The organism is Arthrobacter sp. ERGS1:01 (genome assembly GCF_001281315.1).
In the GTDB taxonomy this organism is placed as follows: Bacteria; Actinomycetota; Actinomycetes; order Actinomycetales; family Micrococcaceae; genus Specibacter.
The window spans coordinates 779,261-802,131 of the sequence record NZ_CP012479.1 but is presented as its reverse complement, the minus strand read 5'-3'; the positions used below and the strand labels follow the sequence as shown (position 1 = coordinate 802,131).

At 66.4% G+C, this 22,871-nt stretch carries 20 protein-coding genes; 3 read left to right on the top strand and 17 right to left on the bottom strand.

Annotation, left to right across the window (positions count from 1 at the left end):
- Positions 1-143: 143 nt before the first annotated feature.
- Both AL755_RS07490 and AL755_RS07485 read right to left on the bottom strand, forming a co-directional pair.
- Positions 144-1,241: a histidinol-phosphate transaminase gene (locus AL755_RS07490; protein ID WP_054010466.1), complete on the bottom strand. Its 1,098-nt coding sequence runs from the start codon at positions 1,239-1,241 to the stop codon at positions 144-146.
- Positions 1,242-1,317: 76 nt separating this feature from the next.
- A complete protein-coding gene (locus tag AL755_RS07485; RefSeq protein ID WP_082368999.1) occupies positions 1,318-1,734 on the bottom strand; it encodes a LysM peptidoglycan-binding domain-containing protein in 417 nt (138 codons plus the stop codon).
- A 306-nt stretch (positions 1,735-2,040) separates the two neighbouring features.
- Here AL755_RS07485 and lexA point away from each other — a divergent pair, with 306 nt between their 5' ends.
- On the top strand, positions 2,041-2,784 hold the full coding sequence (gene lexA / locus AL755_RS07480) for a transcriptional repressor LexA (protein WP_054010465.1): 744 nt from the start codon (positions 2,041-2,043) through the stop codon (positions 2,782-2,784).
- Positions 2,785-2,894: 110 nt separating this feature from the next.
- Here lexA and AL755_RS07475 read toward each other — a convergent pair whose 3' ends face one another.
- Both AL755_RS07475 and hflX read right to left on the bottom strand, forming a co-directional pair.
- The gene (locus tag AL755_RS07475; protein ID WP_054010464.1) at positions 2,895-4,952 is read right to left on the bottom strand and encodes an ATP-dependent DNA helicase; all 2,058 of its coding nucleotides are present in this window, start codon (positions 4,950-4,952) and stop codon (positions 2,895-2,897) included.
- The gene (gene hflX, locus AL755_RS07470; protein WP_054010463.1) at positions 4,945-6,588 is read right to left on the bottom strand and encodes a GTPase HflX; all 1,644 of its coding nucleotides are present in this window, start codon (positions 6,586-6,588) and stop codon (positions 4,945-4,947) included. The genes AL755_RS07475 and hflX overlap by 8 nt, the downstream gene beginning before the upstream one ends.
- 153 nt (positions 6,589-6,741) lie before the next feature.
- On the opposite strand from hflX, the gene AL755_RS07465 reads away from it, so the two are divergent.
- Positions 6,742-7,371, top strand: coding sequence for a class I SAM-dependent methyltransferase (locus tag AL755_RS07465; protein ID WP_054010462.1), 630 nt, complete (start codon positions 6,742-6,744; stop codon positions 7,369-7,371).
- Positions 7,372-7,459: 88 nt separating this feature from the next.
- Here the strand turns inward: AL755_RS07465 and dapF are convergent, their stop codons facing one another.
- The 7 genes from dapF to AL755_RS07430 form a co-directional block, all read right to left on the bottom strand.
- Entirely contained in the window at positions 7,460-8,395 is a 936-nt protein-coding gene (dapF, locus tag AL755_RS07460) for a diaminopimelate epimerase (RefSeq protein ID WP_054010461.1), read from the bottom strand.
- A gap of 9 nt (positions 8,396-8,404) precedes the next feature.
- Positions 8,405-9,352, bottom strand: a complete 948-nt coding sequence (gene miaA / locus AL755_RS07455) for a tRNA (adenosine(37)-N6)-dimethylallyltransferase MiaA (protein ID WP_054010460.1) — start codon at positions 9,350-9,352, stop codon at positions 8,405-8,407.
- Positions 9,349-10,926, bottom strand: coding sequence for a tRNA (N6-isopentenyl adenosine(37)-C2)-methylthiotransferase MiaB (gene miaB / locus AL755_RS07450; RefSeq protein ID WP_054010459.1), 1,578 nt, complete (start codon positions 10,924-10,926; stop codon positions 9,349-9,351). Before miaB ends, miaA begins: the two co-directional genes overlap by 4 nt.
- A gap of 266 nt (positions 10,927-11,192) precedes the next feature.
- Positions 11,193-12,500 (bottom strand): coiled-coil domain-containing protein, encoded by a 1,308-nt coding sequence (locus AL755_RS07445; protein ID WP_054010458.1) that lies wholly within the window; start codon positions 12,498-12,500, stop codon positions 11,193-11,195.
- Between the two features lie 27 nt (positions 12,501-12,527).
- A complete protein-coding gene (locus AL755_RS07440; RefSeq protein ID WP_054010457.1) occupies positions 12,528-13,067 on the bottom strand; it encodes a regulatory protein RecX in 540 nt (179 codons plus the stop codon).
- 99 nt (positions 13,068-13,166) lie between these two features.
- Positions 13,167-14,219 (bottom strand): recombinase RecA, encoded by a 1,053-nt coding sequence (gene recA, locus AL755_RS07435; RefSeq protein WP_054010456.1) that lies wholly within the window; start codon positions 14,217-14,219, stop codon positions 13,167-13,169.
- A 316-nt stretch (positions 14,220-14,535) separates the two neighbouring features.
- Positions 14,536-14,757 (bottom strand): DUF3046 domain-containing protein, encoded by a 222-nt coding sequence (locus AL755_RS07430; RefSeq protein WP_054010455.1) that lies wholly within the window; start codon positions 14,755-14,757, stop codon positions 14,536-14,538.
- Between the two features lie 59 nt (positions 14,758-14,816).
- Here AL755_RS07430 and AL755_RS07425 point away from each other — a divergent pair, with 59 nt between their 5' ends.
- Positions 14,817-15,317, top strand: a complete 501-nt coding sequence (locus AL755_RS07425) for a MarR family winged helix-turn-helix transcriptional regulator (RefSeq protein WP_054010454.1) — start codon at positions 14,817-14,819, stop codon at positions 15,315-15,317.
- A gap of 143 nt (positions 15,318-15,460) precedes the next feature.
- Here AL755_RS07425 and AL755_RS07420 read toward each other — a convergent pair whose 3' ends face one another.
- From AL755_RS07420 to dapA, 6 genes are all read right to left on the bottom strand, one after another.
- Entirely contained in the window at positions 15,461-15,901 is a 441-nt protein-coding gene (locus AL755_RS07420) for a helix-turn-helix domain-containing protein (protein ID WP_054012929.1), read from the bottom strand.
- A gap of 206 nt (positions 15,902-16,107) precedes the next feature.
- Positions 16,108-16,527, bottom strand: a complete 420-nt coding sequence (locus tag AL755_RS07415; RefSeq protein ID WP_337589575.1) for a CinA family protein — start codon at positions 16,525-16,527, stop codon at positions 16,108-16,110.
- 12 nt (positions 16,528-16,539) lie between these two features.
- Entirely contained in the window at positions 16,540-17,151 is a 612-nt protein-coding gene (gene pgsA, locus AL755_RS07410) for a CDP-diacylglycerol--glycerol-3-phosphate 3-phosphatidyltransferase (RefSeq protein WP_054010453.1), read from the bottom strand.
- 43 nt (positions 17,152-17,194) lie between these two features.
- Positions 17,195-20,065, bottom strand: a complete 2,871-nt coding sequence (locus tag AL755_RS07405; protein ID WP_054010452.1) for an FtsK/SpoIIIE family DNA translocase — start codon at positions 20,063-20,065, stop codon at positions 17,195-17,197.
- A 163-nt stretch (positions 20,066-20,228) separates the two neighbouring features.
- On the bottom strand, positions 20,229-21,920 hold the full coding sequence (locus AL755_RS07400) for a ribonuclease J (RefSeq protein ID WP_054010451.1): 1,692 nt from the start codon (positions 21,918-21,920) through the stop codon (positions 20,229-20,231).
- 2 nt (positions 21,921-21,922) lie between these two features.
- Positions 21,923-22,828 (bottom strand): 4-hydroxy-tetrahydrodipicolinate synthase, encoded by a 906-nt coding sequence (gene dapA / locus AL755_RS07395; protein ID WP_054010450.1) that lies wholly within the window; start codon positions 22,826-22,828, stop codon positions 21,923-21,925.
- Positions 22,829-22,871: the final 43 nt, after the last annotated feature.

Here is a 22,871-nt window from a genome sequence, read left to right as displayed (position 1 = left end):
AATTGATCCTTCACTGCAGGGGTGGCGCGCCGGGGCACGTGGCCGCGCAGGCGTGTGCGCGGCGGAGTTTGCATTTGATACCAGTTTAGAAGACAGGACTCGCTTCTTGCCAAAGCGGTCCGCGGCCCCGTGGTGGCGCTGTGCTAGCCGTTGAGGAAACGCCGCAGCCCGTCGAGGAACGCGGTGGTCTCCGCTTCGGTGCCTGCGGTGACTCGCAGGTGGCCGGGGATGCCGACGTCGCGGATGAGCACGCCGTCGGCCAGCAGGGCTTCCCACAGTGCATGGGGGTCGGCCACCCCGCCGAAGAACACGTAGTTCGAATCCGACGGCGCCGGGGCAAGCCCCATGGCGGAAAGCTCCGTGACGATGCGGTCGCGCTGGACCTTGATGGCCTCAACGTTGGCGAGCAGGGAATCGGAATTCCGCAGGGCCGCAACGGCCGTGGCCTGGGTGATGGCCGACAGGTGGTAGGGCAGGCGGACCAGCCGGATGGCGTCGGCGACCTCGGGCGCGGATGCCAGGTATCCGAGCCGGGCACCGGCCAGTGCGAACGCCTTGCTCATGGTGCGGGACACCACCAGCCGCGGGCGGCCCGGGAGCAGGGTCAGCGCACTCGACGTGCCGGTGTGGGCGAACTCCACGTAGGCCTCGTCCACGATCACGATCGCCTGGGACGCCTCGCCTGCTTCATAGACGGCCTCGACGACGTCAAGGCCGAGTGCCGTGCCCGTGGGGTTGTTCGGGGAGCAGAGGAAGATCACGTTGGGCGCGGATTCGCGCACCTGGGCGGCCGCCGATTCCGCGGTAAGGCTGTAGTCGTCCCCGCGGACACCGGGCACGTAAGCGGTGCCGGTGCCGCTGGCGAGCAGCGGGTACATCGAGTATGTGGGCGGGAAGCCCATGGCGCGTCGTCCCGGTCCGCCAAAGGCCTGCAGCAATTGCTGGAGGACCTCATTGGAGCCGTTGGCGGCCCAGATGTTCTCCTCCGTGAGACCGTGTCCCAGGTAGGCGGCCAGTGCCCGGCGGAGTTCGGTGAACTCCCTGTCGGGGTAGCGGTTCAAGCCATCAAGCTCATCGGCCACGGCCTTGAGGATGGCCTCCTTGGCGTCCAGTGGAACACCAAAGGTATTTTCATTGACGTTTAGCAGGATGGGAACGTCCAGTTGCGGTGCCCCGTAGGGATGCTGTCCGCGCAGATCGTCGCGGAGCGGTAACTGGTTGAGACGTTCAAACTGATCCATGGAATCAGCTTAAGTGGTGTTCGTGCCGGAACAGAACTTGTGACCGGCAATGTCCCACCATGTGATCTCCGTGGGCCTACTTCGGCAGGGGTACGTACAACTGCTGGCCGGCCTGCAACACCGAGGTGCCCAGGTCATTGAGGGCCACGATCTCGGCCACGACGTCGCGGACGTCGCGGTTGGGATCGCTCTTCGCCGCGATCGACCACAGGCTTTGCCCCTGGAGCACCGTCACGGAGGCCGCATAGTCCGTCATGTTGACGGGGGTGTACTTAGTGGCGGCGTTGGCCGGGCTGGCGACGACGCCCAACAGCACGGCCACTACGGACAGCATCAACACGGCCGCGACGACAAGGGCCGGAATTCCCAGGAAAACCATGCGGCCCCGCCGCGTCAATCGCAGGGGTCCGGCCGGGGTGGCACGGACAGTGCCGAACTTGCTTCCGGAGTACTGGACCGCCGGGCCTGCTGTGGAAATCACCAATGCGCTCATGAATTCATTCCTTTCACTCCGTGGAGGCCTGACCGCATGGGCCGAACCGGGCGAAACCCGGGACATTCAGCAGGATCAAACTTCCATACACAATATGTTCGATAGAACGTATGTTCTAACGCTGGTACTACAGTTTTAGCATCTATAGACGACTCTTGCCAAGACTCGATAGAACAAATGTTTGAAATTCGCTCTTTTCTGGCTTAATCTTGGAGGTAAGGATTCGCCGCTAAAAGCAGTCCACCAGAAGGCACTGACACTCTTGATTAACACTCTTGACGGCCTCCACGAAAGGACCGAAGGACCATGGCGCTACCAGAACCTCCGCACCGCATCCCGCAGGCCCCCAGCAGGGCCGGCATGAAGGGGCTGACGGTCCGGCAGAAGAAGATTCTCGAATGCATCCAGCGCTCCATTGCCGACAAAGGCTACCCGCCGTCGATGCGTGAGATCGGGGACGTGGTGGGCCTGGCCAGTCTCTCCAGCGTCACGCACCAGCTGACCCAGCTTGAGCGCCACGGCTACCTGCGCCGCGATCCGAAGCGGCCCCGCGCCATGGAGGTCCTCATTCCGCTGGTCCTGGACAACGGCGTAGTGGAGATTGAGGGCGTCAGCTCGCCCGACCAGGTGCGCAGTTCGAACGGCTTGAACTTCGCCCAACTGAGCAGCGCCTCCGACACCGCATTCGTGCCGCTGGTGGGCCGGATCGCCGCCGGCGGTCCCATCCTGGCCGACCAGGTGGTGGATGACATCATGCCGCTGCCGCGCCAGATCGTGGGCAACGGTGAATTGTTCATGCTGAAGGTCGCCGGGGATTCCATGATCGACGCCGCGATCTGCGACGGCGACTGGGTGGTGGTGCGCCGGCAGAACACGGCCAACAATGGCGAGATCGTTGCGGCCCTGCTCGAGGACGAGGCCACCGTGAAGACGTTCCGCCAGCGCGACGGTCACACGTGGCTGCTGCCGCAGAACACCCGTTATGAGCCCATCCTCGGTGACAGCGCCACCGTCATGGGCAAGGTCGTCTCGGTCCTGCGCAGCCTGTAGGCAAAACGAATGGAAGCGCCCCCGGTCTCCCGACCGGGGGCGCTTCCATGTTTCCAGACCAGGGCCCCGGATCCCGACAGGCTCGATCACCGGGCGGCTGCGCACCTGGGCTATTTGCCGGAGAGCCTTTGCAATGCCGCGAGGGCCACGTTCCGGTCCTTGGTGGACCAGAACGGCGGAAGGGCTGCACGCAGGAAGCCGCCGTAGCCGGCATTCGCCAGCCGGGAGTCCAGGACGGCCACCACTCCCCTGTCACTGCTCGAGCGGATAAGCCGCCCCACACCCTGCGCCAGCCTGATGGCGGCGTGGGTTGCCGAGATCGCGATGAATCCGTCGCCGCCGCTCTGCGCAACGGCGCGGGCGCGCGCCGTCACGAGGGGGTCGTCCGGGCGTGGGAACGGAATCCTGTCAATGACCACGAGCCGGCACGATGCACCCTGGACGTCCACCCCCTGCCAGAGGGACATGGTGCCGAACAGGCAGGTGTCGGGTTCGTCGGAGAACTCTTTGATGAGGCCCGCCATGGAGGACTCCCCCTGGCACAGGATCTTCACCGACAGCTTCTTGCGGAGCTTTTCCGCGGCGTCCTCGGCAGCCCTGCGGGAGGAGAACAACGCCAGTGTTCCGCCCCCGGCAGCCGTGATGAGTGCCTCAAGCTCCGCCAATTGCTCCGGCGAGTTGCCGAAACCCGGCTTTTGCAGGTGCGCGGCCACATACAGCATGCCCTGCTTGGGGTAGTCGAACGGGGATCCGACGTCGGCCCCGGTCCACGCCGGCGCGTTGGCGCCCAGCAGGCCCAAGCCCCCGGCCGTGGCCTGGAACGACTCGCCGATGGCCAGCGTTGCGGAGGTCAGCACCACCGTGTGGTCGGCAAAGAGCCCCTCCCGCAGTTTTCCGGCAACGCTGAGCGGGGCGATGTTGATGACGGGTGGTTCGCTGTCGTCGGCCTTTTGGTAGCCCTGCCCGGGCGTGAACGTGCCGGTGCGGGACGCCCAGACCACTTCGCGGGCGTCGGCGGCGGTGAGCAACCGTTCGCAGAGGTCGAAGATCAGGTTCAGCCGGGACCGTGCGATCGAGCGTCCGCCGTCGGCCGAAGCATTGCCGTCGGGCTTTGAATCGGACAGGGCCACCCGGACGGCGTCACGCAGTTGTTCAATGGCCGCCGACTGTTCCTCGTTCAAGCCGTTGGGCAGCAGCCCGGACGGTGTTCCGGCGAACGCCAGGTCCAGGGCCGTCGCGGCCCCGTGCAGGGCGTCGACCGATACGCCCGTGTGCTTGCGGGTGCTGGAGGCGGCCGCCTGGACCATTTGGACCGAGAGCTGGCCCGTGACGGCGCCGGTGACCCTGTCCTGGAGCTCGTGCGCCTCATCGACCACGACGACGTCGTAGTCGGGAAGGACGGCGATGCCCTCGAAGGCGCTGATGGCGAGCATGGCGTGGTTGGTGACCACGATGTCGGCCTCGGCACCCTTGGCCCGGGCCAGCTCGGAGAAGCAGGTCTCGGCCAGCGGGCATTTTTGCGCGCCCAGGCACTCCATGGACGTGACGGACACTTGGCGCCAGGCCTTGTCGGTGACGCCGGGGACAAGTTCGTCACGGTCACCGGTTTCGGTGTCCTCGGCCCATTCGCGCAGGCGCACCACTTCACGCCCCAGCGGTGAGGTGGGGCCGGTCTTGGCGCCGGGCAGGTGGACCACGCTGGAATCTTCACCGAGGCTAAACAGCGCACCCTCGGCGGAGTCCTCCGAGGGAAAACCCCCACCGAGCTTGTGCCGGCAAACGTAGTTGCTGCGGCCCTTGACGAGTGCGACGTCGATGGGCCGGGGCAGCAGCGGTTCCAGGGCGGCCAGCAACCGCGGCACGTCCCGTCCCACGATCTGGGCCTGCAGCGCCAAGGTGGCCGTCGCCACCACGGACGGTTTGTCGCTGCTGAGCGCGTGGACGATCAACGGGATCAGGTAGGCCAACGACTTTCCAGTCCCGGTACCGGCCTGCACCAGCAGGTGGTCGCCGGTCTCGATGGCCTCCACGACACGGCGGACCATGTCGTGCTGGCCGTCGCGGCGCTGGCCGCCCATCGCCTCGACGGCCGCGTCGAGCAGCTCAATGGCCTGCTCGCTCAGTTCACTCGCGCCATCCTTGCGGGCCACGGATGCTGTTTCACTCATGCTGGACAAACGGCTCCACCTCGGCGGCAAGGTCCCCGCGTACGCGGACCTTGGCGATGGTGCCGTGTTCGCCGTGCTCAATGCTGATGATCTCGGCGTCGCTGCGGTGCAGCCTGTTCAGGACGTCGCCGCGGTCATAGGGAATCAACAGGTCCAGGGCGATGCTGGGCCGCGGGATGGCCTCGCTGATGGCGGCAAGGAGCTCATCGATGCCGGCGCCCGTGCGGGCCGAAACCACCACGGTGCGCGGCTCGCGCTGGCGCAGGCGTTCCACCACGAACGGGTCGGCAATGTCGGCCTTGTTCAAGATGATGATCTCGGGGATCTTCAGCGCATCGACCTCGGAGAGCACGGTGCGGACGGCCGCGATTTGGCCTTCGGGGTCCGGGTGTGAGGCGTCCACGATGTGCAGGATGAGGTCGGCGTCGGCCACTTCCTCCAGGGTGGAGCGGAAGGCCTCAACGAGCTGGGTGGGCAGGGAGCGGACGAATCCGACCGTGTCCACCAGGGTGTAGCCGAGGCCGTCGGCGGTTTCGGTCTTGCGGACCGTGGGATCCAGGGTGGCGAACAGGGCGTTCTCCACCAGCACGCCGGCATCCGTGAGCCGGTTCAGCAGCGAGGACTTGCCGGCGTTGGTGTAGCCGGCAATGGCCACCGAGGGCACCGAGTTGCGTTTGCGGTTGGCCCGTTTGGTTTCCCGGGCCGGCTTCATGGCCGCAATCTCGCGGCGCAGCTTCGCCATGCGGGTGCGGATCTTGCGCCGGTCCAGTTCCATCTTCGTTTCACCGGGACCACGGGAGCCGATGCCGCCACCGGCGGCGCCCACCCGGCCACCGGCCTGGCGGGACATGGACTCGCCCCAACCACGCAGGCGCGGCAGCAGGTATTCCATCTGGGCCAGTTCCACCTGGGCCCGGCCTTCGCGGGACTGGGCGTGCTGGGCAAAGATGTCCAGGATCAGAGCGGTCCTGTCGATGACCTTGACCTTGACCACTTCCTCCAAGGTGCGGCGCTGGGAGGGTGCAAGGTCGCCGTCGATGATGACGGTGTCGGCACCCGTGGCGTGCACGATGTCCTTCAGCTCCTGGGCCTTGCCCTGGCCCAGGTAAGTGGCGGGGTCCGGTTTGGCCCGGCGCTGCACCAGCCCGTCCAGCACCTCCGAGCCGGCCGTCTCGGCCAAGGCGGCCAATTCGCGCAGCGAGTTTTCGGCGTCGGCCATGGTGCCGTTGCTCCAGAGCCCGGCCAGGACCACCCGTTCCAGCCGGAGCTGGCGGTATTCGACCTCGGTGACGTCTTCAAGTTCGGTGGACAGCCCGGCGGTGCGGCGCAAGGCGTTGCGCTCGGCGAGTTCGCTTTGGTCGCCGTCGAAGCGGCTGTGTTCCTGGGCCAGGTTCGAGAGGGCCTGGGCGCGGCCGATGATGGGGTGGCTCGCGGCGCTCTTGGACTGGGGGTCGGCGGCGTCGAGCTTGGCATCCTCACGGACTGCACGGGTCGCCGCGGCGTCCTTGGCCAGAATACGGTCAATCACGGCCTCAATCTCGGCCACTGACAGGTCCTGGCCGGCGTCCCCGCCGGCGGGAACTTCTGCGGGGCCGTGCGAGTCGGCGGAACCGTGGGGTGCGGATGGGTTGGACATGTTCTCCTTATTGGCTGTTACCTCAATCGTAGTCCCGGGCACGGACACGCACACCTTTGTGTGATCACGCCTGTGGAGAACATGCGGACGAATCGCACCCGCAGGCGGGCCCAGATTCCGATTGCGCCCAATTCGCACTAATCTGGCAGGACTATGGATGCAGATCATTACTTCAGTTCACAACCGTCAACGCCGCTGAAACGGCGGCCACTGCAGGTGGTGTTGGCCGGGGAGCGGCGGACCCTGCAAACCGGCGGCGGCATTTTCAGCCCCGACGGCGTGGACAAGGGCACCGCGATCCTGCTGGCCGACGCCCCGGCGCCGTCCCCCACGGGAAATTTGCTGGACATCGGCTGTGGCTGGGGTCCGATCGCCCTGACGCTTGCCCTGCGCTCCCCCGAAGCCACCGTCTACGCCGTGGACGTCAACGAACGCTCGATCGAGCTGACCGGCGACAATGCCAAGGCCCTGGGCCTTGGCAACGTGCGGGTTTCAATGCCCGACGACGTCGACCCCGAGGTGCGCTTCACCACCATCTGGTCCAACCCGCCCATCCGGGTCGGCAAGGCCGAACTCCACGCGATCCTGCTGACCTGGCTCCCCCGCCTGGCCGAAGGCGGCAACGCCTACCTGGTGGTGCAGAAGAACCTGGGCTCGGATTCGCTCCAGCGGTGGCTGGGCGTGGAACTTGCCGAGCGCTTCCCGGAGGCCGGTTTCGAGGTGTCCCGCGACTCCACGTCCAAGGCGTTCCGGATCCTGCGCGTCACCCGCACCAAACCGTAAGAGTTCACCCTTCGCGAATAGTTGGGCCCACGCGCCCGAGGGCCCCTGATTTGGCTCGCTCGCGAGCCAAATCAGGGAGGGCGTGGGGTCAGGCGAGGACGCCGTCGGCCACGATGACGGCGGGGCCGCTGAGTTCAACGTGCTCGCGTCCGTCGGGGCCGGGGAAGAAGCGTACGCGGACGGTGCCGCCGGGTACGTCCACGGCCCACACATCGGGGGCGTCGTCGCCGGCCCAGAAGCGGGTGGCGACGGCTGCCGCGCAGGCTCCCGTGCCGCAGGAGAGGGTCTCCCCCACGCCGCGTTCGTGCACGCGCATCGTGATGTACCCCACCCCGTCGCTGACCAGGGGTTCGGCGGGCACCGCGAACTCGACGTTGGTGCCGTGCGGGGGCAGCGGCGCCACTTCGGGTGCCGTGGTCAGGTTGGCGGCGGCCAGCTCGTCGAGGGTGGGCAGCGCCACGACGGTGTGCGGGTTGCCCATGCTGACGGACAGGCCGGGCCGGGCCACGTCGACGCCGGAGGTTTCGACGATCGAATCCATGCCGCGTTCGGCCGCCTGCTCGGGGAAGATGAACTCCCAGGGGCCCATGTCCACCATGTAGCCGTTGTCGGTGCGGGCCACGACCTTGACGCCGCCGCGGGTGCCGATGGTCAGTGAGTGCCCCGGGTGCAGGACCACCAGGCCCTGCTCGATCAGGAAGTGGACAAAGACGCGCACTCCGTTGCCGCACATTTCGGACAGGGAACCGTCACCGTTGCGGTAGTCCATGAACCATTCGGCGTCCGGGTGGTCCGCGAGCAGGGCGAGGCCCTCGGGCACATGCTGGGAGCGGACGGCGCGGATGAGGCCGTCGCCGCCGATGCCGCGATGGCGGTCGCACAGTCCGGCCACCTGCTCCGGGGTGATGATGTGGGCGCCGTCGGGATCGGCCACCAACACGAAGTCGTTGCCCGTGCCGTGGCCCTTGGAAAAGCGCAGTCCGGTCAGGGGCGTGCCGGCGGCAGGCAGGTGTGCATCAGTCATGGTTCAAGACTAAGGCAATCCGGGCGCCCGGTTTGCAGCCTCCATGGCGTCATGAACCAAACCGCCGGCGGCGTCGTAAAGGTCCGGCTGCGCCCAGTCGAGCCAGTGCACGCGCGGGTCGGCACGGAACCAGGTGATCTGGCGGCGGGCGAACTGCCTGGTGGCGGTGATGGTTTCCTCCGACGCAGCCGCCACGGTCGATTCGCCGTCAAGGACGCGCAGGAACTGTTGGTAGCCCAACGCCTTTTGGGCCGTGCGCCCCTCGCGGAGCCCCTCCGGGATGAGGGCGGCAACCTCCTCCTGCAGGCCGGATTCGACCATCCGGTGCACGCGGCCGGCCAGCCGCTCATGCAATTGTGCCCGGTCGCCGTTGAGGCCAATCTGCACGGTGGGCTGGACGTAGTCGCGCTCCGGCATGAAGGAGCTGAACGGCCGGCCCGTCAGTTCGTGCACCTCAAGGGCACGGACCACGCGTTTGCCGTCGTTGATGCGGGCGGCGGAAACCGGGTCCACCCGGGCAAGCCGGGCGGCCAGCGGTGTCAGGCCGCCGGCGTCGAGCTCGGCCTCAAGGCGGGAGCGGATGGCCGGGTCGGTGCCGGGGAATTCCAGCACGTCCACGGCGGCGCGGACATAGAGGCCGGAGCCACCCACCAGGATGGGCAGCTTGCCGCGGGCCTGGATGTCGGCGATGGCGGACCGTGCCAGCGCCTGGAACTGCGCCACCGTGGTGTCCTCGCGGACGCTGAGGAAGTCCATCAGGTGGTGCGGAATCCCGCGGCGTTCGGCCATGCTGAGCTTTGCCGTGCCGATGTCCATGCCATGGTAGAACTGCATCGAGTCGGCGTTGACCGCCTCTCCGCCGAACCGTTCAGCCAGGTGTAGGGCCAGTTCCGATTTCCCGGACCCCGTGGGTCCGACGACGGCGACAACGGGAAGCACCGGAGCGCCTGGGCTCATGCCGTGCGAACCGGCAGGGCCGGCATGCCCAGGGAAACGGCTTTCTTTTCCCCGGAGGCGGTGCCCACGCCGGGTGCCGGTACGCCGCACGATGCGGCCTGTGCCAGGTCCCAGGCGTCGCCCGCGCGGGAGCGGCGCAACTGGTAGTCGGCCGCAGTGGCGGGGTCGGCCACGAGGTGGAACGCTGCGGCCTCGGTGATGGTGACCGTGACCAGGTCGCCGGGGCGCGGGGTTTCGGCACCCTCGGGGACGCTGAAGTGGACCAGGCGCTGGTCCCGCGACCGGCCGGACAACCGGTGCGTTTCGGCGGCCTTGCGCCCGGACTGGGCGGTGGCCATGACCTCCACCGTGCGGCCCAGCTGCTTGGCGTTTTCCTCGGCCGCGATCCTGTCCTGCAGCGCGGTCAGGCGCAGGAAGCGTTCCTGGACCACTTCCTTGGGCAGCTGGTCCGGCAGGTCGGCGGCCGGCGTGCCGGGCCGCTTGGAGTATTGGAAGGTGAAGGCGGTGGCAAAGCGCGACTTCTCCACGACGTCGAGCGTGGCCTGGAAGTCCTCCTCGGTCTCCCCCGGGAAGCCGACAATCAGGTCGGTGGAGATGGCCGCGTCCGGCATGGCCTCGCGGACCTTGTCCAGGATGCCCAGGAACTTGCTGGACCGGTAGGAACGGCGCATGTCCTTGAGGACCTTGTCGGAGCCGGACTGGAGCGGCATGTGCAGCTGCGGCATGACGTTAGGGGTTTCGGCCATGGCGGCGATGACATCGTCCGTGAACGCGGCCGGGTGCGGGCTGGTGAAGCGCACCCGCTCCAACCCCTTGATTTCGCCACAGGCGCGCAGCAGCTTGCCGAACGCGAGCCGGTCGCCGAACTCGACGCCGTAGGAGTTCACGTTTTGGCCCAGCAGGGTCACCTCGATGGCGCCGTCGTCGACGAGGGCCTGGATTTCGGCCAGGATTTCCCCGGGGCGCCGGTCGCGTTCCTTGCCGCGCAGGGACGGCACGATGCAGAAGGTGCAGGTGTTGTTGCAGCCCACGGAGATGCTGACCCAGCCCGAGTAGACGGCGTCGCGGCGGGTGGGCAGGGTGGACGGGAAGACGTCCAGGGATTCGAGGATTTCCATTTGGGCGTCGGCGTTGTGCCGAGCGCGTTCGAGCAGCACCGGCAGGGCGCCCACGTTGTGCGTGCCAAACACCACGTCGACCCAGGGGGCGCGCTTTTGGATCGTGTCCCGGTCCTTTTGGGCCAGGCAGCCGCCCACGGCAATTTGCATGCCCGGGTTGGTTTCCTTGATGTGGGCCAGCATGCCGAGGTTGCCGTAGAGCTTGTTGTCCGCGTTCTCGCGGACCGCGCAGGTGTTGAAGACGACGACGTCGGGCACGGGTTCGCCGTTGGCGTCCAGGACGGGTGCCGGGCCGGCTTCCTCGACGGCGACCATGCCGGCGGATTCCAGCAGTCCGGCCATGCGCTCGGAGTCGTGGACGTTCATTTGGCAGCCGTACGTGCGCACCTGGTAGGTGCGGGGGCGGCTGGAAAGTGCGGGGGCGGAATTTTCAACGCCGTCTAGGGTCAGGCTCACCCCTTCAGCTTAAGACCTGCGCCGAATTTCGACTAAACCGGGACGGCTGCCTGAATCCTCGTGTGGCGCGGGGGTCTTAGTGGTCATGAGAGGCCGCTTCGGACCGATTCGGCCGGCGCGGGGGCTGTTGTGGTGATCCGCCCACGGCCCGCCGCGGTCGGATCACCACAACAGCCCCCGCGAGGATCATGGCCATTTTCACCCGGAATTGGACTCACCCGGCCGAGGGGTCCGGCCGAGGAACGAGGTTGGGGAGGCCGCGGGGCCTAGTACCAGTTGTTGGAGACTTCGTGGCTCCAGGCGCCGCAAGGCGAGCCGTAGCGGTTGCTGATGTAGCCCAGGCCCCAGTCGATTTGGGTCCGGTAGTTGGTGAGCCAGTCGCCGCCGGTATCGGAATATTTGCCGGGCGGCAGGGCCTGGGCGATCCCGTAGGCTCCGCTGCTTTGGTTGGTGGCGTTGGTCTGCCAACCCGATTCCTGTGTCCACAGCTGGAGCAGGCACTGGAACTGGCTTTGTGCCCAACCGTAGGAGCCCAGCCGGCTTGATGCGTAGGCCTGTGCTCCGCCGGGGTCGTTGACGGCGTTGCCGGGAATGTTCGGCAGGAGCACCTCGACCGGGATGAATCCGTCACCGGGGCTGGGGTTCGCGGGCGGGGCCGGGATGGCGGCCACAGGTCCCGGTGCGTTTGCCGCCGCCTGCGCTGCAGCTTGTGCGGCGGCTTGGGCCGCGGCCTCGGCTGCCGCTTGCTGGCGGGCGGCCTCGGCGGCCGCAGCTGCGCGTTTCGCAGCCTGTGCGGCCTCGTAGGCGGCCATCGCCTCCTGCCCCTGGCGGTACTTTGCCTCTACGGCAACCGTGGTGTTGTTCAGTGACGCGAGCTGAGCGGTGAGGGTGGCGCTTTGCTTCTTCTTGACGGCAAGCTGGTTGATCACGGCCTGTTGCGCAGCGACGGCGGCGTCAAGCTCGCTCTTGGCCTGGTCCGCAAGTTTGGCGCGCTCGGCCTCGGCGACTTGTTGTGCCTTGGCCAGTGATGCGGCAACACTTTGGGCGTCCTTGGCCTTGGTTTGTTGCATGGCCGCCTGCTCACCCACCAGGTGGAGCAGGTCGAGATTTTGGAGGCCGTCGGTGGAGTCAAGTGCGGAGAGGGTTCCGAAGATTCCCAGATTGGCCCCGCCGGACTTGTAGCTTTGGACGGCCGCGGCAGTGACGTCCTTTTGGTATTTGGCGGCGTCCTTGCCGGCACGGCTGGACTGGGCCTGGAGGACATTGACCTGCGCGGTGACGGTTTCCAGCTGGGATTGGGTGGTGGCATAGCTGATGCCCGCTTGCACGGCGGCGGTGCCCAGGGCATCGGATTCCGCGCTCAGCCCGTCCAGCAGGGAGTTGATCTTGCCAATTTCCGTTTGCGTGGCGGCCGCGTTTCCCTTGGCATTTTGCACGTCGGACCAGCTCGGATACCCGCTGGGCGGTGCGTCGTCGGCCACCACCGGACCGGCAGCGACCCCGGAAACCACCAAGCACCCGGCGGCGACTGTAGCGGCCAGGGTGCGAAGGGCACTTCGGGAAAAACTGCTCATAGTGAGGCCAGCCTAGCCGCTGGCCGGCTAGTCGCCGGGAGGCTCGCCCTCGAGCGATTCGTCGATGACCTGCCCCACAACGTGGAAAGCGGCCGAGGGGTTGTAGCCTTTCCGGGCCAGCATGGCGACCCAGCGCCGCGTGTATTTGTCGCGTTCGGCACGGTCGGCCAGGTTCATGGAACCGCGCAGCTTGCGCCGTACCAGGGTTTCGGCACTGCCGTGCTCGTCGTCGTCGGTGACCTGGGCCAGCGCCTCCTCGGCCAGTTCCGGCGCGATGCCCTTCTCGGCAAGTTCGCGTTTGAGTGCGCCGCGGGCCATCGACCTGTTGGCGGCCCGGCTGCGCACCCAAAGTTGGGCGAATTCGGCGTCGTCAATGAGTTTGACCTCTTCGAAGCGGTCCAACACGGCCTCGGCGACGTCCTCCGGGACGTTTCGCTCGGCAAGCTTCTGCGCCAGTTGGTGCCGGCTTTTGGGCGAGTTGGTCAGCTGCCGCAAGATGATGCCCCTGGCCACCGCTGCGGGATTGGCATCCGGGTCCAGCTCGGGTGCCGGTTTCCTGCCATTCATGAGTTCTCCTTCCCGCCACGGCATCCGTGGGCGCGGCGTCGCACGGGTGCGCCCAGGCGGTACCGGCCCGCCAAGGCAGGCCGGCACCGTGGGTGGCGACTAGAAGCCGTCGACTGCCTTGAGCTTGGGGGCCTTTTCTTCCTCGACCTCGGGCGCGGCGCCCACACCAAGCTTGATCTTGATGAGGCGTTCGAGTTCCTCGGCCAGCTCGGGGTTGTCCTTAAGGAAGCGGCGGGAGTTCTCCATGCCCTGTCCCAGCTGGTCACCGTCGTAGGTGTACCAGGAACCGGACTTCTTGATGATGCCGTGCTCCACGCCCATGTCGATGATTCCGCCTTCACGCGAAATGCCCTGGCCGTAGATGATGTCGAACTCGGCGATCTTGAACGGCGGCGCCATCTTGTTCTTGACGACCTTCGCCTTGGTGCGGTTTCCGACGGCGTCGGAGCCTTCCTTCAAGGTCTGGATCCGGCGGACATCGATGCGGATGGACGCATAGAACTTCAGCGCCTTACCACCGGTGGTGGTTTCGGGGCTGCCGAAGAAGACACCGATCTTTTCACGCAACTGGTTGATGAAGATGGCGGTGGTCTTGGTCTGGCTCAACCGGCCGGTGATCTTTCGCAGGGCCTGGCTCATGAGGCGGGCCTGCAGGCCGACGTGGCTGTCGCCCATGTCGCCCTCAATTTCGGCGCGCGGCACCAGGGCGGCGACGGAGTCGATGACGATGACGTCCAGCGAACCGGAGCCAATGAGCATGTCCATGATTTCCAGGGCCTGCTCACCGGTGTCCGGCTGGGAGACCAGCAGCGCATCCACGTCCACGCCCAGCTTGGCCGCGTAGTCCGGGTCGAGGGCGTGCTCGGCGTCGATGAACGCGGCAATGCCGCCACCCTTTTGGGCGTTGGCGACGGCGTGCAGGGCCACGGTGGTCTTACCGGAGGATTCCGGTCCGTAGATCTCCACGACGCGGCCGCGGGGCAGCCCGCCAATGCCCAGGGCAACGTCCAGGGCGATCGAACCGGTGGGGATCACTTCAATGGGCGCCCGGACGTCGTCGCCCAGGCGCATCACGGAGCCCTTGCCAAATTGCTTGTCAATCTGGGCAAGTGCTGCGGCTAGCGCCTTTTCACGGTCTGCGGGAGCGGCCATGGTTCACCTCGGTCTTTCATATGTGCCGTTATCCGGCCCCGTCCAGGAACACCGTTTTGCGTTGTGGACGGTTGGTGGTCTGTTGCATGTGCATACGTGGTGCGTTACTTCAATTTCTTTCCGGTGTGGCCCGGGGGCTTCTTCCGATACTTAAAACGCTAGTTCAAGGCTCCGACATTGTCTGTCCTGGTACGGCTCCGGGGCCAAAATTGTGGAGAACTTTTTGCACTCGCTTTAGGTGCCCTACGATTCAATGATAGATCGTTTCGAATAGGTATTCGAACCCGATTGCGGCGTGTCGTGCAAATCGCGGGCGCTACTGCTTCGGCGCAACGTCCCGGCCCAGGCGGCGCGACGGCGGAACGTCCTGGGCCTGGCACACCTCCAGCCAGATTTCGCGCGGGTCAAAGCCGGCGCGCAACGCAACGGCCGCCGTCGTCCCGCCTACACCGGCCAGGACCAGGTCCCGGGCCAGCACACGGGAATACGCCGGGCTGAATTCGTCATCCATCAATCGCCAAAACTCGCTCACTCGCACCTTCCCATTGTCGCATGGACGGATACGCGGGCCCGGCCGCTGCGCCATAGACTTATCCCATGAGCAGAGCAGCAACACCGGCGGGCGGCACTGCGCCGACCGCACCCCAGGACACGTCGGCGGCCATCGAGTCGCTGGAGATGCAGTTGAGCCTGCTGTGGCGCCGAACCCGGGCCATGAACCACTCGATGACGCGCAGTGTCCACCAGGATTTGGAACCCGCCGCGTATGGGCTGCTGTCCGTGCTCCTGCACCAGGGCGGAATGCGGTTGACCGAGCTGGCCAAATGCATTGGTGTGGGAAAGCCGTCGGTCAGCCGGCAAATCAGCTTCCTGGAAGGCGTGGGGCTGGTCCACAAAGAGGCCGATCCGAGCGACGGCCGCGCCCAGCTCATCGAATTGACGCCGGAGGGGCTGGCCAGGATGCGTACCGTGCACGCCGGCCGGCAGGAGGCGTTCCACAAATTGCTGGAGCACTGGGACACCGAGGAACTTATCACCCTGGCGACGCTGATTGCCAAGTTGAACAATGACGACCTCAGCAACTACGACGCCGGATAGGCGCACCAAAGTTCTCGTAACAAAAAGTGGATCCCCGCCATGAAGGCGGGGATCCACTGACCCGGTGCCACACACCGTGGCGGTCCGGGGAAGATCTTGGGCCGGAGCCGGCGTCGACCGGTCAGGCGAAAGGGAGCAACGGACTAGAAGGCGTTGGACATCAGGCCCTTGCTGAGTTCATCGGAGAGTTCCTCGTTCAAGTCACGGCCGTAACGCGCCGCAAATTCCTGGGGAACAGTGTCCGGGACAGCCACGCCTTCGGCAATGGCCAAACGATCGCTCACTTCGCGGAGCATGAGTGACAAGGGCACATCGAGAGCGGAACAAATCGAGGAAAGCAGCTCGGAAGAGGCTTCCTTTTGTCCACGCTCCACTTCACTCAAGTAGCCAAGCGAGACGCGTGCATTGTGTGAGACTTCGCGGAGTGTGCGGCCCTGACGTTGACGTACATCTCGCAGGACATCTCCAATTTCGTGGCGTAATACCACCATCTTGCGCTCCTTTGCCGGATGTTTAGCCTCGTCTGCCAAACCCACATCCCGCCAGCGAACTACGCCGTTTACGGATACGGGTTGTTTCACCATCGGTATCGCCTTACTCCTCATTCGATCGGTACTTCCTTTTCAGCGGCTCCGAAAAGGCTACGCCTGGTTGGTGTTCTCATACTAGGACGGATCACCGACCATTTGCGTTCACTATGACTAACTATCCGGTTACAACTTTTGTTCCCGGGTGGCCTTGACAACTTGTTGGAGCAGGGCCAGCGCCTCGTCGGCCGCTTGTTGGCGGATCATGGCACGGTCCCCGCCAAAGTGATATTCGTAGGCTTGGACCGCCCCGTCGAAGGCAACCCAATATACACCTGCCCCACGGGCTTTCCCTGATGGGGTTCCGGACCGGCAACGCCCGTTGTGGAAAGCCCCACCCGTGCCCCGGTGAGGCGGCAAGCGCCCAGGGCCATGGCGCAGGCGACGTCGGCGTCGACGGCTCCGCGCTCCTCTAGCAGTTCCGCGGAGACGCCCAGCGCCCGGACCTTGACCTCGTTCTGGTACGCGACGACGCCGCCGAACAGCATGCCCGACGCCCCCGGCACGTCCACGATGGTGGCCGCCAGCATGCCGCCGGTGAGCGATTCGGCCGTCGAGACGCTCAGGCCCGAGGCCACGGCGTCGGCCACGAGGGCCGCCAAGTCCATTCCGGGAACCGTCACTTGCTCCCCCGCCTACGCAGTTCCGGCGCGTCGGCCCGAGTTGCGCAGCGCTACGGCCTTGACCACATAGTCGACGCCGGTCACCACGGTGACGGCCAACGCGGCCAACATAACTATCAGTGCAACGACCGACAGCCACGGAGTAGCCGGGGTGACGGGCAGCAGGTAGACGAAGATCGCCACCGTCTGGAGCACGGTCTTGAGCTTTCCGCCCTTGGAGGCGGCCATGACGCCGTAGCGGATCACCACGAAGCGGAGCCCCGTAATGCCCAGTTCGCGCACCAGCATCACAATGGTGACCCACCACCACAGCTCATGCACGGCCGACAGCATGATCAGGGCCGAACCGATCAGCAGCTTGTCGGCGATGGGGTCCGCGATCTTGCCGAAGCTGGTGATCAGGCCCCGCGCCCGGGCGATGTCGCCGTCGAGCTTGTCGGTGTAGATGGCGACCACGAAGGCCAGGACGGCGGCCCAGCGCCACCAGCCGTAATGGCCGGAGTCGGCAAGGAAGAACCAGATGAAGAACGGCACCAGCACAATCCGCAGCATGGTCAGCGCGTTGGGCAGGTTCCAGTTGGAGGGCCCGGGCGTTGCGGGGCTTGTTGCTGCGGTATCAGTCACAGTGCAAGGCTATCGTCATTGGGCGCCGTCGGGTTAGCGGAGGCTACCGTCCCGTCAGTGACCATGCGTCCTCGCCGCCGTCCTCGTCGTCGTTGCCGTCGGCACCGTCGTAGTAGTTCACGGACTCGGTCCGGTTGGCCAGGTCCTCGGCCACGAGGTCCCCGCCCCAGCCGTGATTGGCGTTGGCGTTATCGGCCAGCGCCGCGGCCAGGGGGTCCTCCGCGGGAGCGGCGGCACCGTCCTCAACGGACACGGGACCGTCGCCGCGGATCGCGGCAAGGGTCGCGGCAAGGTCATCGGGCTTGACCAGGACGTCGCGCGCCTTGGAACCCTCGGAGGGGCCCACGACGCCGCGGGATTCGAGCAGGTCCATCAGGCGACCCGCCTTGGCGAAGCCCACGCGCAGCTTGCGCTGGAGCATGGAGGTGGAACCGAACTGCGTGGTGACCACCAGCTCGGTGGCCTGCAACAGCAGATCAAGGTCGTCTCCGATGTCGTCCTCGATCTGCTTCTTGGGCGCCTCGACGGCCACGTCTTCGCGGTAGGTGGCCTTCAGCTGGCCCTTGACGTGCTCCACGACACGCTTGATTTCCGCCTCGGTGACCCAGGCGCCCTGGACACGGATGGGCTTGGACTTGCCCATGGGCAGGAACAGTGCGTCACCCTGGCCCAGCAGCTTCTCGGCGCCGGGCTGATCGAGGACCACGCGGGAGTCGGTGACGGAGGAGGTGGCGAACGCCATGCGGGAGGGCACGTTGGCCTTGATCAGGCCCGTCACCACGTCCACGGACGGGCGCTGGGTGGCCAGCACCAGGTGGATGCCGGCGGCACGGGCCAGCTGGGTGATGCGCACGATGGAATCCTCCACATCGCGCGGGGCCACCATCATCAGGTCCGCGAGCTCGTCCACGATCACGAGCAGGTAGGGGTAGGCGCGCACGACCCGCTTGGAGCCCTCGGGCGGGTGCACCTTGCCGGCCTTGACGGCCTTGTTGAACTCGTCGATGTGCTTGAAGCCGTAGTTGGCGAGGTCGTCGTAGCGCTGATCCATCTCCCGCACCACCCACTGGAGTGCCTCGGCGGCCTTCTTCGGGTTGGTGATGATGGGGGTGATCAGGTGCGGCACGCCTTCGTACGCGGTCAGTTCCACGCGTTTGGGGTCCACCATGACCATGCGCACCTCATCGGGGGTGGAGCGCATCAGGATCGAGACGATCATGGAGTTCACGAACGAGGACTTGCCGGCACCCGTGGCACCGGCCACCAACAGGTGCGGCATCTTGGCCAGGTTCGCGACGACGAAGCCGCCCTCGACGTCCTTGCCGACGCCCATGACCATGGGGTGGTCGGTGCGGCGTGCGTTGGCGGAGCGCAGCACGTCGCCGAGCACCACGATTTCCTTGTCCGCGTTCGGGATTTCGATGCCGATGGCGCTCTTGCCCGGGATGGGGCTGAGGATGCGTACATCCGAGGAGGCCACGGCGTAGGAGATGTTCTTGCTCAATGCGGTGACGCGTTCGACCTTGGTGCCGGGCGCCAGTTCGATCTCGTACCGGGTCACGGTGGGGCCGCGGCTGAAGCCGGTCACCGCTGCGTCGACATTGAACTGGTTCAGGGTGTCGGTGAGGGCGGCGACGACGGCGTCGTTCGCCTCGGTGGCTTCCTTCGCGGGCGGGCCGGAGGGCAGGAAGTCGGATTCCGGCAGCGTGTAGGTGACGTCGCCGGACAGCTGCAGCTGCTCCGAGCGGGCCGGGATGGGGGCCGGCGCGGCCTGCGGCGGGGCGGGTATCGCGCGGGTGGCGGTGTCGTCACGGTTTCCCGTCGCGATCTGGTTGGCCGTGACGATCCCGATCGCCTCGGTGACGGGGGCGTCGTCGTCGGCGTCATAGAAGCTCTGTGAGGTGGGCAGCCCCTGGCGGGCCTTGATCTTGTCGGCGGCCAGCTCGTCACGGGTAGGGCGGCGCACGCCCGGCGGCAGCGACGGGGCGGCGGGTTCGACGTCGTCCTTGGGCTCCACGAGCGCGGTCTCGAAGGCGGTGTCGCCGTCATATTCAATATCGGCGGCGGCGTCCGCGGCTGCCTTCTTGCGCCCGCGCAGGCTGCGGGGCTTCTTTGGCTCGATGGCCACCCCGTCACGGTCGTACAGGTAGCTCTGGTCGTGGCCGTCGCCGGCGGGCTCCTGCGGCTGCGGGCCGGCCCCGACGAGCTGTTCGTACAGCCCCCGCAACCGGGCCGGGATGTGGCGGATGGGGGTGGCCGTGAGGATCAGGATGCTGAAGAAGGCCAGGATGGCGAAGACCGCCACGGCCAGCACGGGGCTGGCGGCGGCCACGAGGCCCCCGGCGATGAGGCCGACCATGCCGCCGGCCGCGCTGATCCCGGCAAAGCTGCCCGTGGCGCTGGGCATGCCGCCGGCCACGTGGGCCAGGGCGCAGCCGGAAAGGATCATGAGGCAAAAGCCGATTGCGACCCGGTTGTTGCTGCGGATGTTGGTGGGTTGGCGGAACACCAGGATCGAGAAGATCAGGAGCATGGGCGGGAGCATGGCGGCGAACCAGCCGAACGTGCCCTGGAAGACGCCGTGGACGGCGTTGGCCACCGGGCCGCTCAGGCCCCACCACTCGAAGGTGGCGATGACGGTGGCCAGGAGGATGAAGAACAGCCCGCTGCCGTCGCGGCGGTCCTCGGCCGGGAGGTCGCTGACGTCGGCGCCCATGCGCCGAATGGCGCCGCCCACCAGGTGCGCCAGGCCCTGCCAGAAGCCGACGGCCATGCGTACGGGCCAGATGAGCTGCTGGACGGGTTCGGGTTGTTTGCTGCGTGTGCTCGGCATTTTGGCGGTCTTCGCTGGGCGCGCCGAAGCGCCGCCTTGCTTGCCGGCGGACGCGCGAGCGGGGGAAGAACGAGTCGCCATACCCGTAACGGTACCCGCTTTGTCCCGGTTTTCCGCGAATTTGGGCTCGAGGGGACGGTTGGTGGCGCACGTCCGGCCCGCCGAAAAAACGAACGGGCAGTAGTGGTGGGTGTCGAACGCCGACACCCACCACTACTACCCGTTCGAACTGCTAAGGGAGCGGCTACGCCTCCAGGACCACCGGGATGATCATGGGGCGGCGGCGCAGCTTGCGGTTGACCCAGGTGCCGATCACCCGGCGCACCACCTGCTGGAGCTGGTGGGTGGTGTGGTCGGTGCTGGCCATGACCGCTTCCTCGAGCGCTGCGGCGATCTTGGGTTTGATCTCGTCAAAGACGGCGTCGTCCTCGGCCACGCCGCGGGCGTGGATGTCCGGTCCGGAGACGATCTTGCCCGTGGCCCGGTTGACCACCGTGATGATGGAGATGAAGCCCTCGTCGCCCAGCGTGCGGCGGTCCTTCAGATCGGCGTCGGTGATTTCGCCGACGCTCTGGCCGTCAACGTAGACAAAGCCGCACTCGACCTGGCCGACGATCCTGGCCACGCCGTTGGCGAGGTCGATGACGGAGCCGTCGTCGGTGAGCAGGATGTTCTCCGCCGCGATGCCCGAGGACTGGGCGATCTTGGCGTTCGCAATCAGGTGGCGGGTCTCCCCGTGCACCGGCATCACGTTCTTGGGCGTGAGGATGTTGTAGCAGTACAGCAGTTCGCCGGCGGCGGCGTGTCCGGAGACGTGGACCTTGGCGGTGCCCTTGTGGATGACGTCGGCGCCACGCTTCAAGAGCCCGTTGATGATGCGGAAGACGGCGTTTTCGTTGCCGGGGATCAGGGAGGACGCCAGGATCACGGTGTCGCCCTTGCCGACGGCGATCTTGTGGTCACCATTGGCCATCCGGGACAGGGCCGCCATGGGCTCACCCTGGGAACCGGTGGACATCAGGACCACCTTGTTGTCCGGCAGGGTTCCCACGTTCTTCAGATCGACCAGCACGTTGTCCGGGACGTTCAGGTAGCCCAGCTTGGCGGCAATGGCCATGTTGCGCACCATTGAGCGGCCCACGAACGCGACCTTGCGGTTGTGCAGCACGGCGGCGTTGAGCACCTGCTGGACGCGGTGGACGTGGGAGGAGAAGCTGGCCACGATGATGCGCTTGTCGGCCTTGCCGAACAAGGACTCCAGCGTGGGCCCGATCTCGGCCTCACTCGTGGTGAAGCCGGGGACGTCGGCGTTGGTGGAGTCCACCAGGAACAAATCCACGCCTTCCTCGCCCAGGCGGGCAAAGTGGCGCAGGTCGGTGGTGCGCCCGTCCAGCGGCAGCTGGTCCATCTTGAAGTCACCGGTGTGGAGCACGTTGCCGCCCGCGGTGCGGATGAAAACGGCCAGTGCGTCCGGGATGGAGTGGTTGACGGCGACGAATTCGCATTCGAACGGGCCGAACTTCTCGACCTGTTCCTCCTTGACCGTCAGCGTCCAGGGCTTGATGCGGTGTTCGGCCAGCTTGGCCTCGATGAACGCCAGCGTCAGCTGCGAGCCGATCAGCGGGATGTCGTTGCGCAACCGCAAAAGGTAGGGCACGGCGCCAATGTGGTCCTCGTGGCCGTGCGTGAGCACCACGCCCACCACGTCCTCGAGCCGGTCCTCGATGTAGGAGAAGTCGGGCAGGATCAAGTCAACGCCCGGCTGGTCCTCCTCGGGGAAGAGCACGCCGCAGTCCACAATGAGCAGCTTGCCGTCCATTTCAAAGACGGTCATGTTGCGCCCGATTTCACCAATGCCGCCCAGCGGCACGATCCGCAGCGTGTCCTTGGCCAGTTTCGGCGGGGTGCGCAGGCCGGGTTCAGTCATTTGGGTCATGGTTACACTTCCATTCCAGCTTCCGCAAGGTCAGCCTTGATCATGGCGATCTCGGCCTCGCCCGGTTCCACCAAGGGAAGCCGGACCACCGAGTTGGACAGGATTCCCTGCCACTTAAGAATTTGTTTGACGGCCACCGCGCCCTGCACGTGGCCCATGGCGGCCCGGATGACCGGATCCAGCTCGAAGTGGATGCGGCGGGCCGTGGCGAAGTCGCCGGCCGCGGCCGCGTCAATGAGTGCGCGGAACGCCTTGGTTGCCACATGCGCGGTGACGCTGACGAGTCCGACGGCGCCGGCGGCCATCAGCGGCAGCGTCAGTCCGTCGTCGCCCGAGTACACGTCGAGGTCGGTGTTGGCCAGCACGCGCGTTGTGGCGGAGAAGTCGGCCTTGGCGTCCTTGAGCGCAAGGATCCGCGGGTGGTCGGCCAGCTTGATGATGGTTTCGGTAGTGATGGGGACTCCGGCACGGCCGGGAATGTCGTACACCATGACGGGCAGCTCGGTGGAGTCGGCAATCGCCTCGAAGTGGGCCTGGATGCCGGCCTGGCTGGGCTTGTTGTAGTACGGGGTGACGATCAGCAGGCCGTGGACGCCCAGGGCGGCGGCACGCTTGGAGAGGCTGATGGAGTGGCGGGTGTCGTTGGTGCCGGTGCCGGCGATGACCCGGGCCCGGTCGCCCACGGCGTCCAGGACCGCGGCGAACATGCCAAGGTTTTCCTCGTCCGTCAGGGTGGAGGTTTCACCCGTGGTGCCGGTAACGACGAGGCCGTCGCAGCCATCGTCGACCAGCTTGTTGGCCAGTGCGGCCGCCTGCTTGTAGTCCACTTCGCCGTCGGCGGTGAAGGGGGTGACCATTGCAGGCACCAGAGTTCCGAAGGGGCGGTTGCTAGACACAGAGGCAGACATGGGTAAAACGTTACCTGCTCCGCCTTGATTTCGTTCAACGCCG

Bases quoted from the DNA above. Each gene is read 5' to 3' on its own strand.
- dapA (WP_054010450.1), bottom strand. From the start codon at position 22,828: ATGTCTGCCTCTGTGTCTAGCAACCGCCCCTTCGGAACTCTGGTGCCT.
- recA (WP_054010456.1), bottom strand. From the start codon at position 14,219: ATGGCCGCTCCCGCAGACCGTGAAAAGGCGCTAGCCGCAGCACTTGCC.
- lexA (WP_054010465.1), top strand. From the start codon at position 2,041: ATGGCGCTACCAGAACCTCCGCACCGCATCCCGCAGGCCCCCAGCAGG.
- AL755_RS07485 (WP_082368999.1), bottom strand. From the start codon at position 1,734: ATGAGCGCATTGGTGATTTCCACAGCAGGCCCGGCGGTCCAGTACTCC.
- AL755_RS07420 (WP_054012929.1), bottom strand. From the start codon at position 15,901: ATGGTGAAACAACCCGTATCCGTAAACGGCGTAGTTCGCTGGCGGGAT.
- AL755_RS07475 (WP_054010464.1), bottom strand. From the start codon at position 4,952: ATGAGTGAAACAGCATCCGTGGCCCGCAAGGATGGCGCGAGTGAACTG.
- AL755_RS07490 (WP_054010466.1), bottom strand. From the start codon at position 1,241: ATGGATCAGTTTGAACGTCTCAACCAGTTACCGCTCCGCGACGATCTG.
- AL755_RS07440 (WP_054010457.1), bottom strand. From the start codon at position 13,067: ATGAATGGCAGGAAACCGGCACCCGAGCTGGACCCGGATGCCAATCCC.
- AL755_RS07400 (WP_054010451.1), bottom strand. From the start codon at position 21,920: ATGACCCAAATGACTGAACCCGGCCTGCGCACCCCGCCGAAACTGGCC.
- AL755_RS07405 (WP_054010452.1), bottom strand. From the start codon at position 20,065: ATGGCGACTCGTTCTTCCCCCGCTCGCGCGTCCGCCGGCAAGCAAGGC.
- dapF (WP_054010461.1), bottom strand. From the start codon at position 8,395: ATGACTGATGCACACCTGCCTGCCGCCGGCACGCCCCTGACCGGACTG.
- miaA (WP_054010460.1), bottom strand. From the start codon at position 9,352: ATGAGCCCAGGCGCTCCGGTGCTTCCCGTTGTCGCCGTCGTCGGACCC.
- AL755_RS07425 (WP_054010454.1), top strand. From the start codon at position 14,817: ATGAGCAGAGCAGCAACACCGGCGGGCGGCACTGCGCCGACCGCACCC.
- AL755_RS07465 (WP_054010462.1), top strand. From the start codon at position 6,742: ATGGATGCAGATCATTACTTCAGTTCACAACCGTCAACGCCGCTGAAA.
- AL755_RS07445 (WP_054010458.1), bottom strand. From the start codon at position 12,500: ATGAGCAGTTTTTCCCGAAGTGCCCTTCGCACCCTGGCCGCTACAGTC.
- hflX (WP_054010463.1), bottom strand. From the start codon at position 6,588: ATGTCCAACCCATCCGCACCCCACGGTTCCGCCGACTCGCACGGCCCC.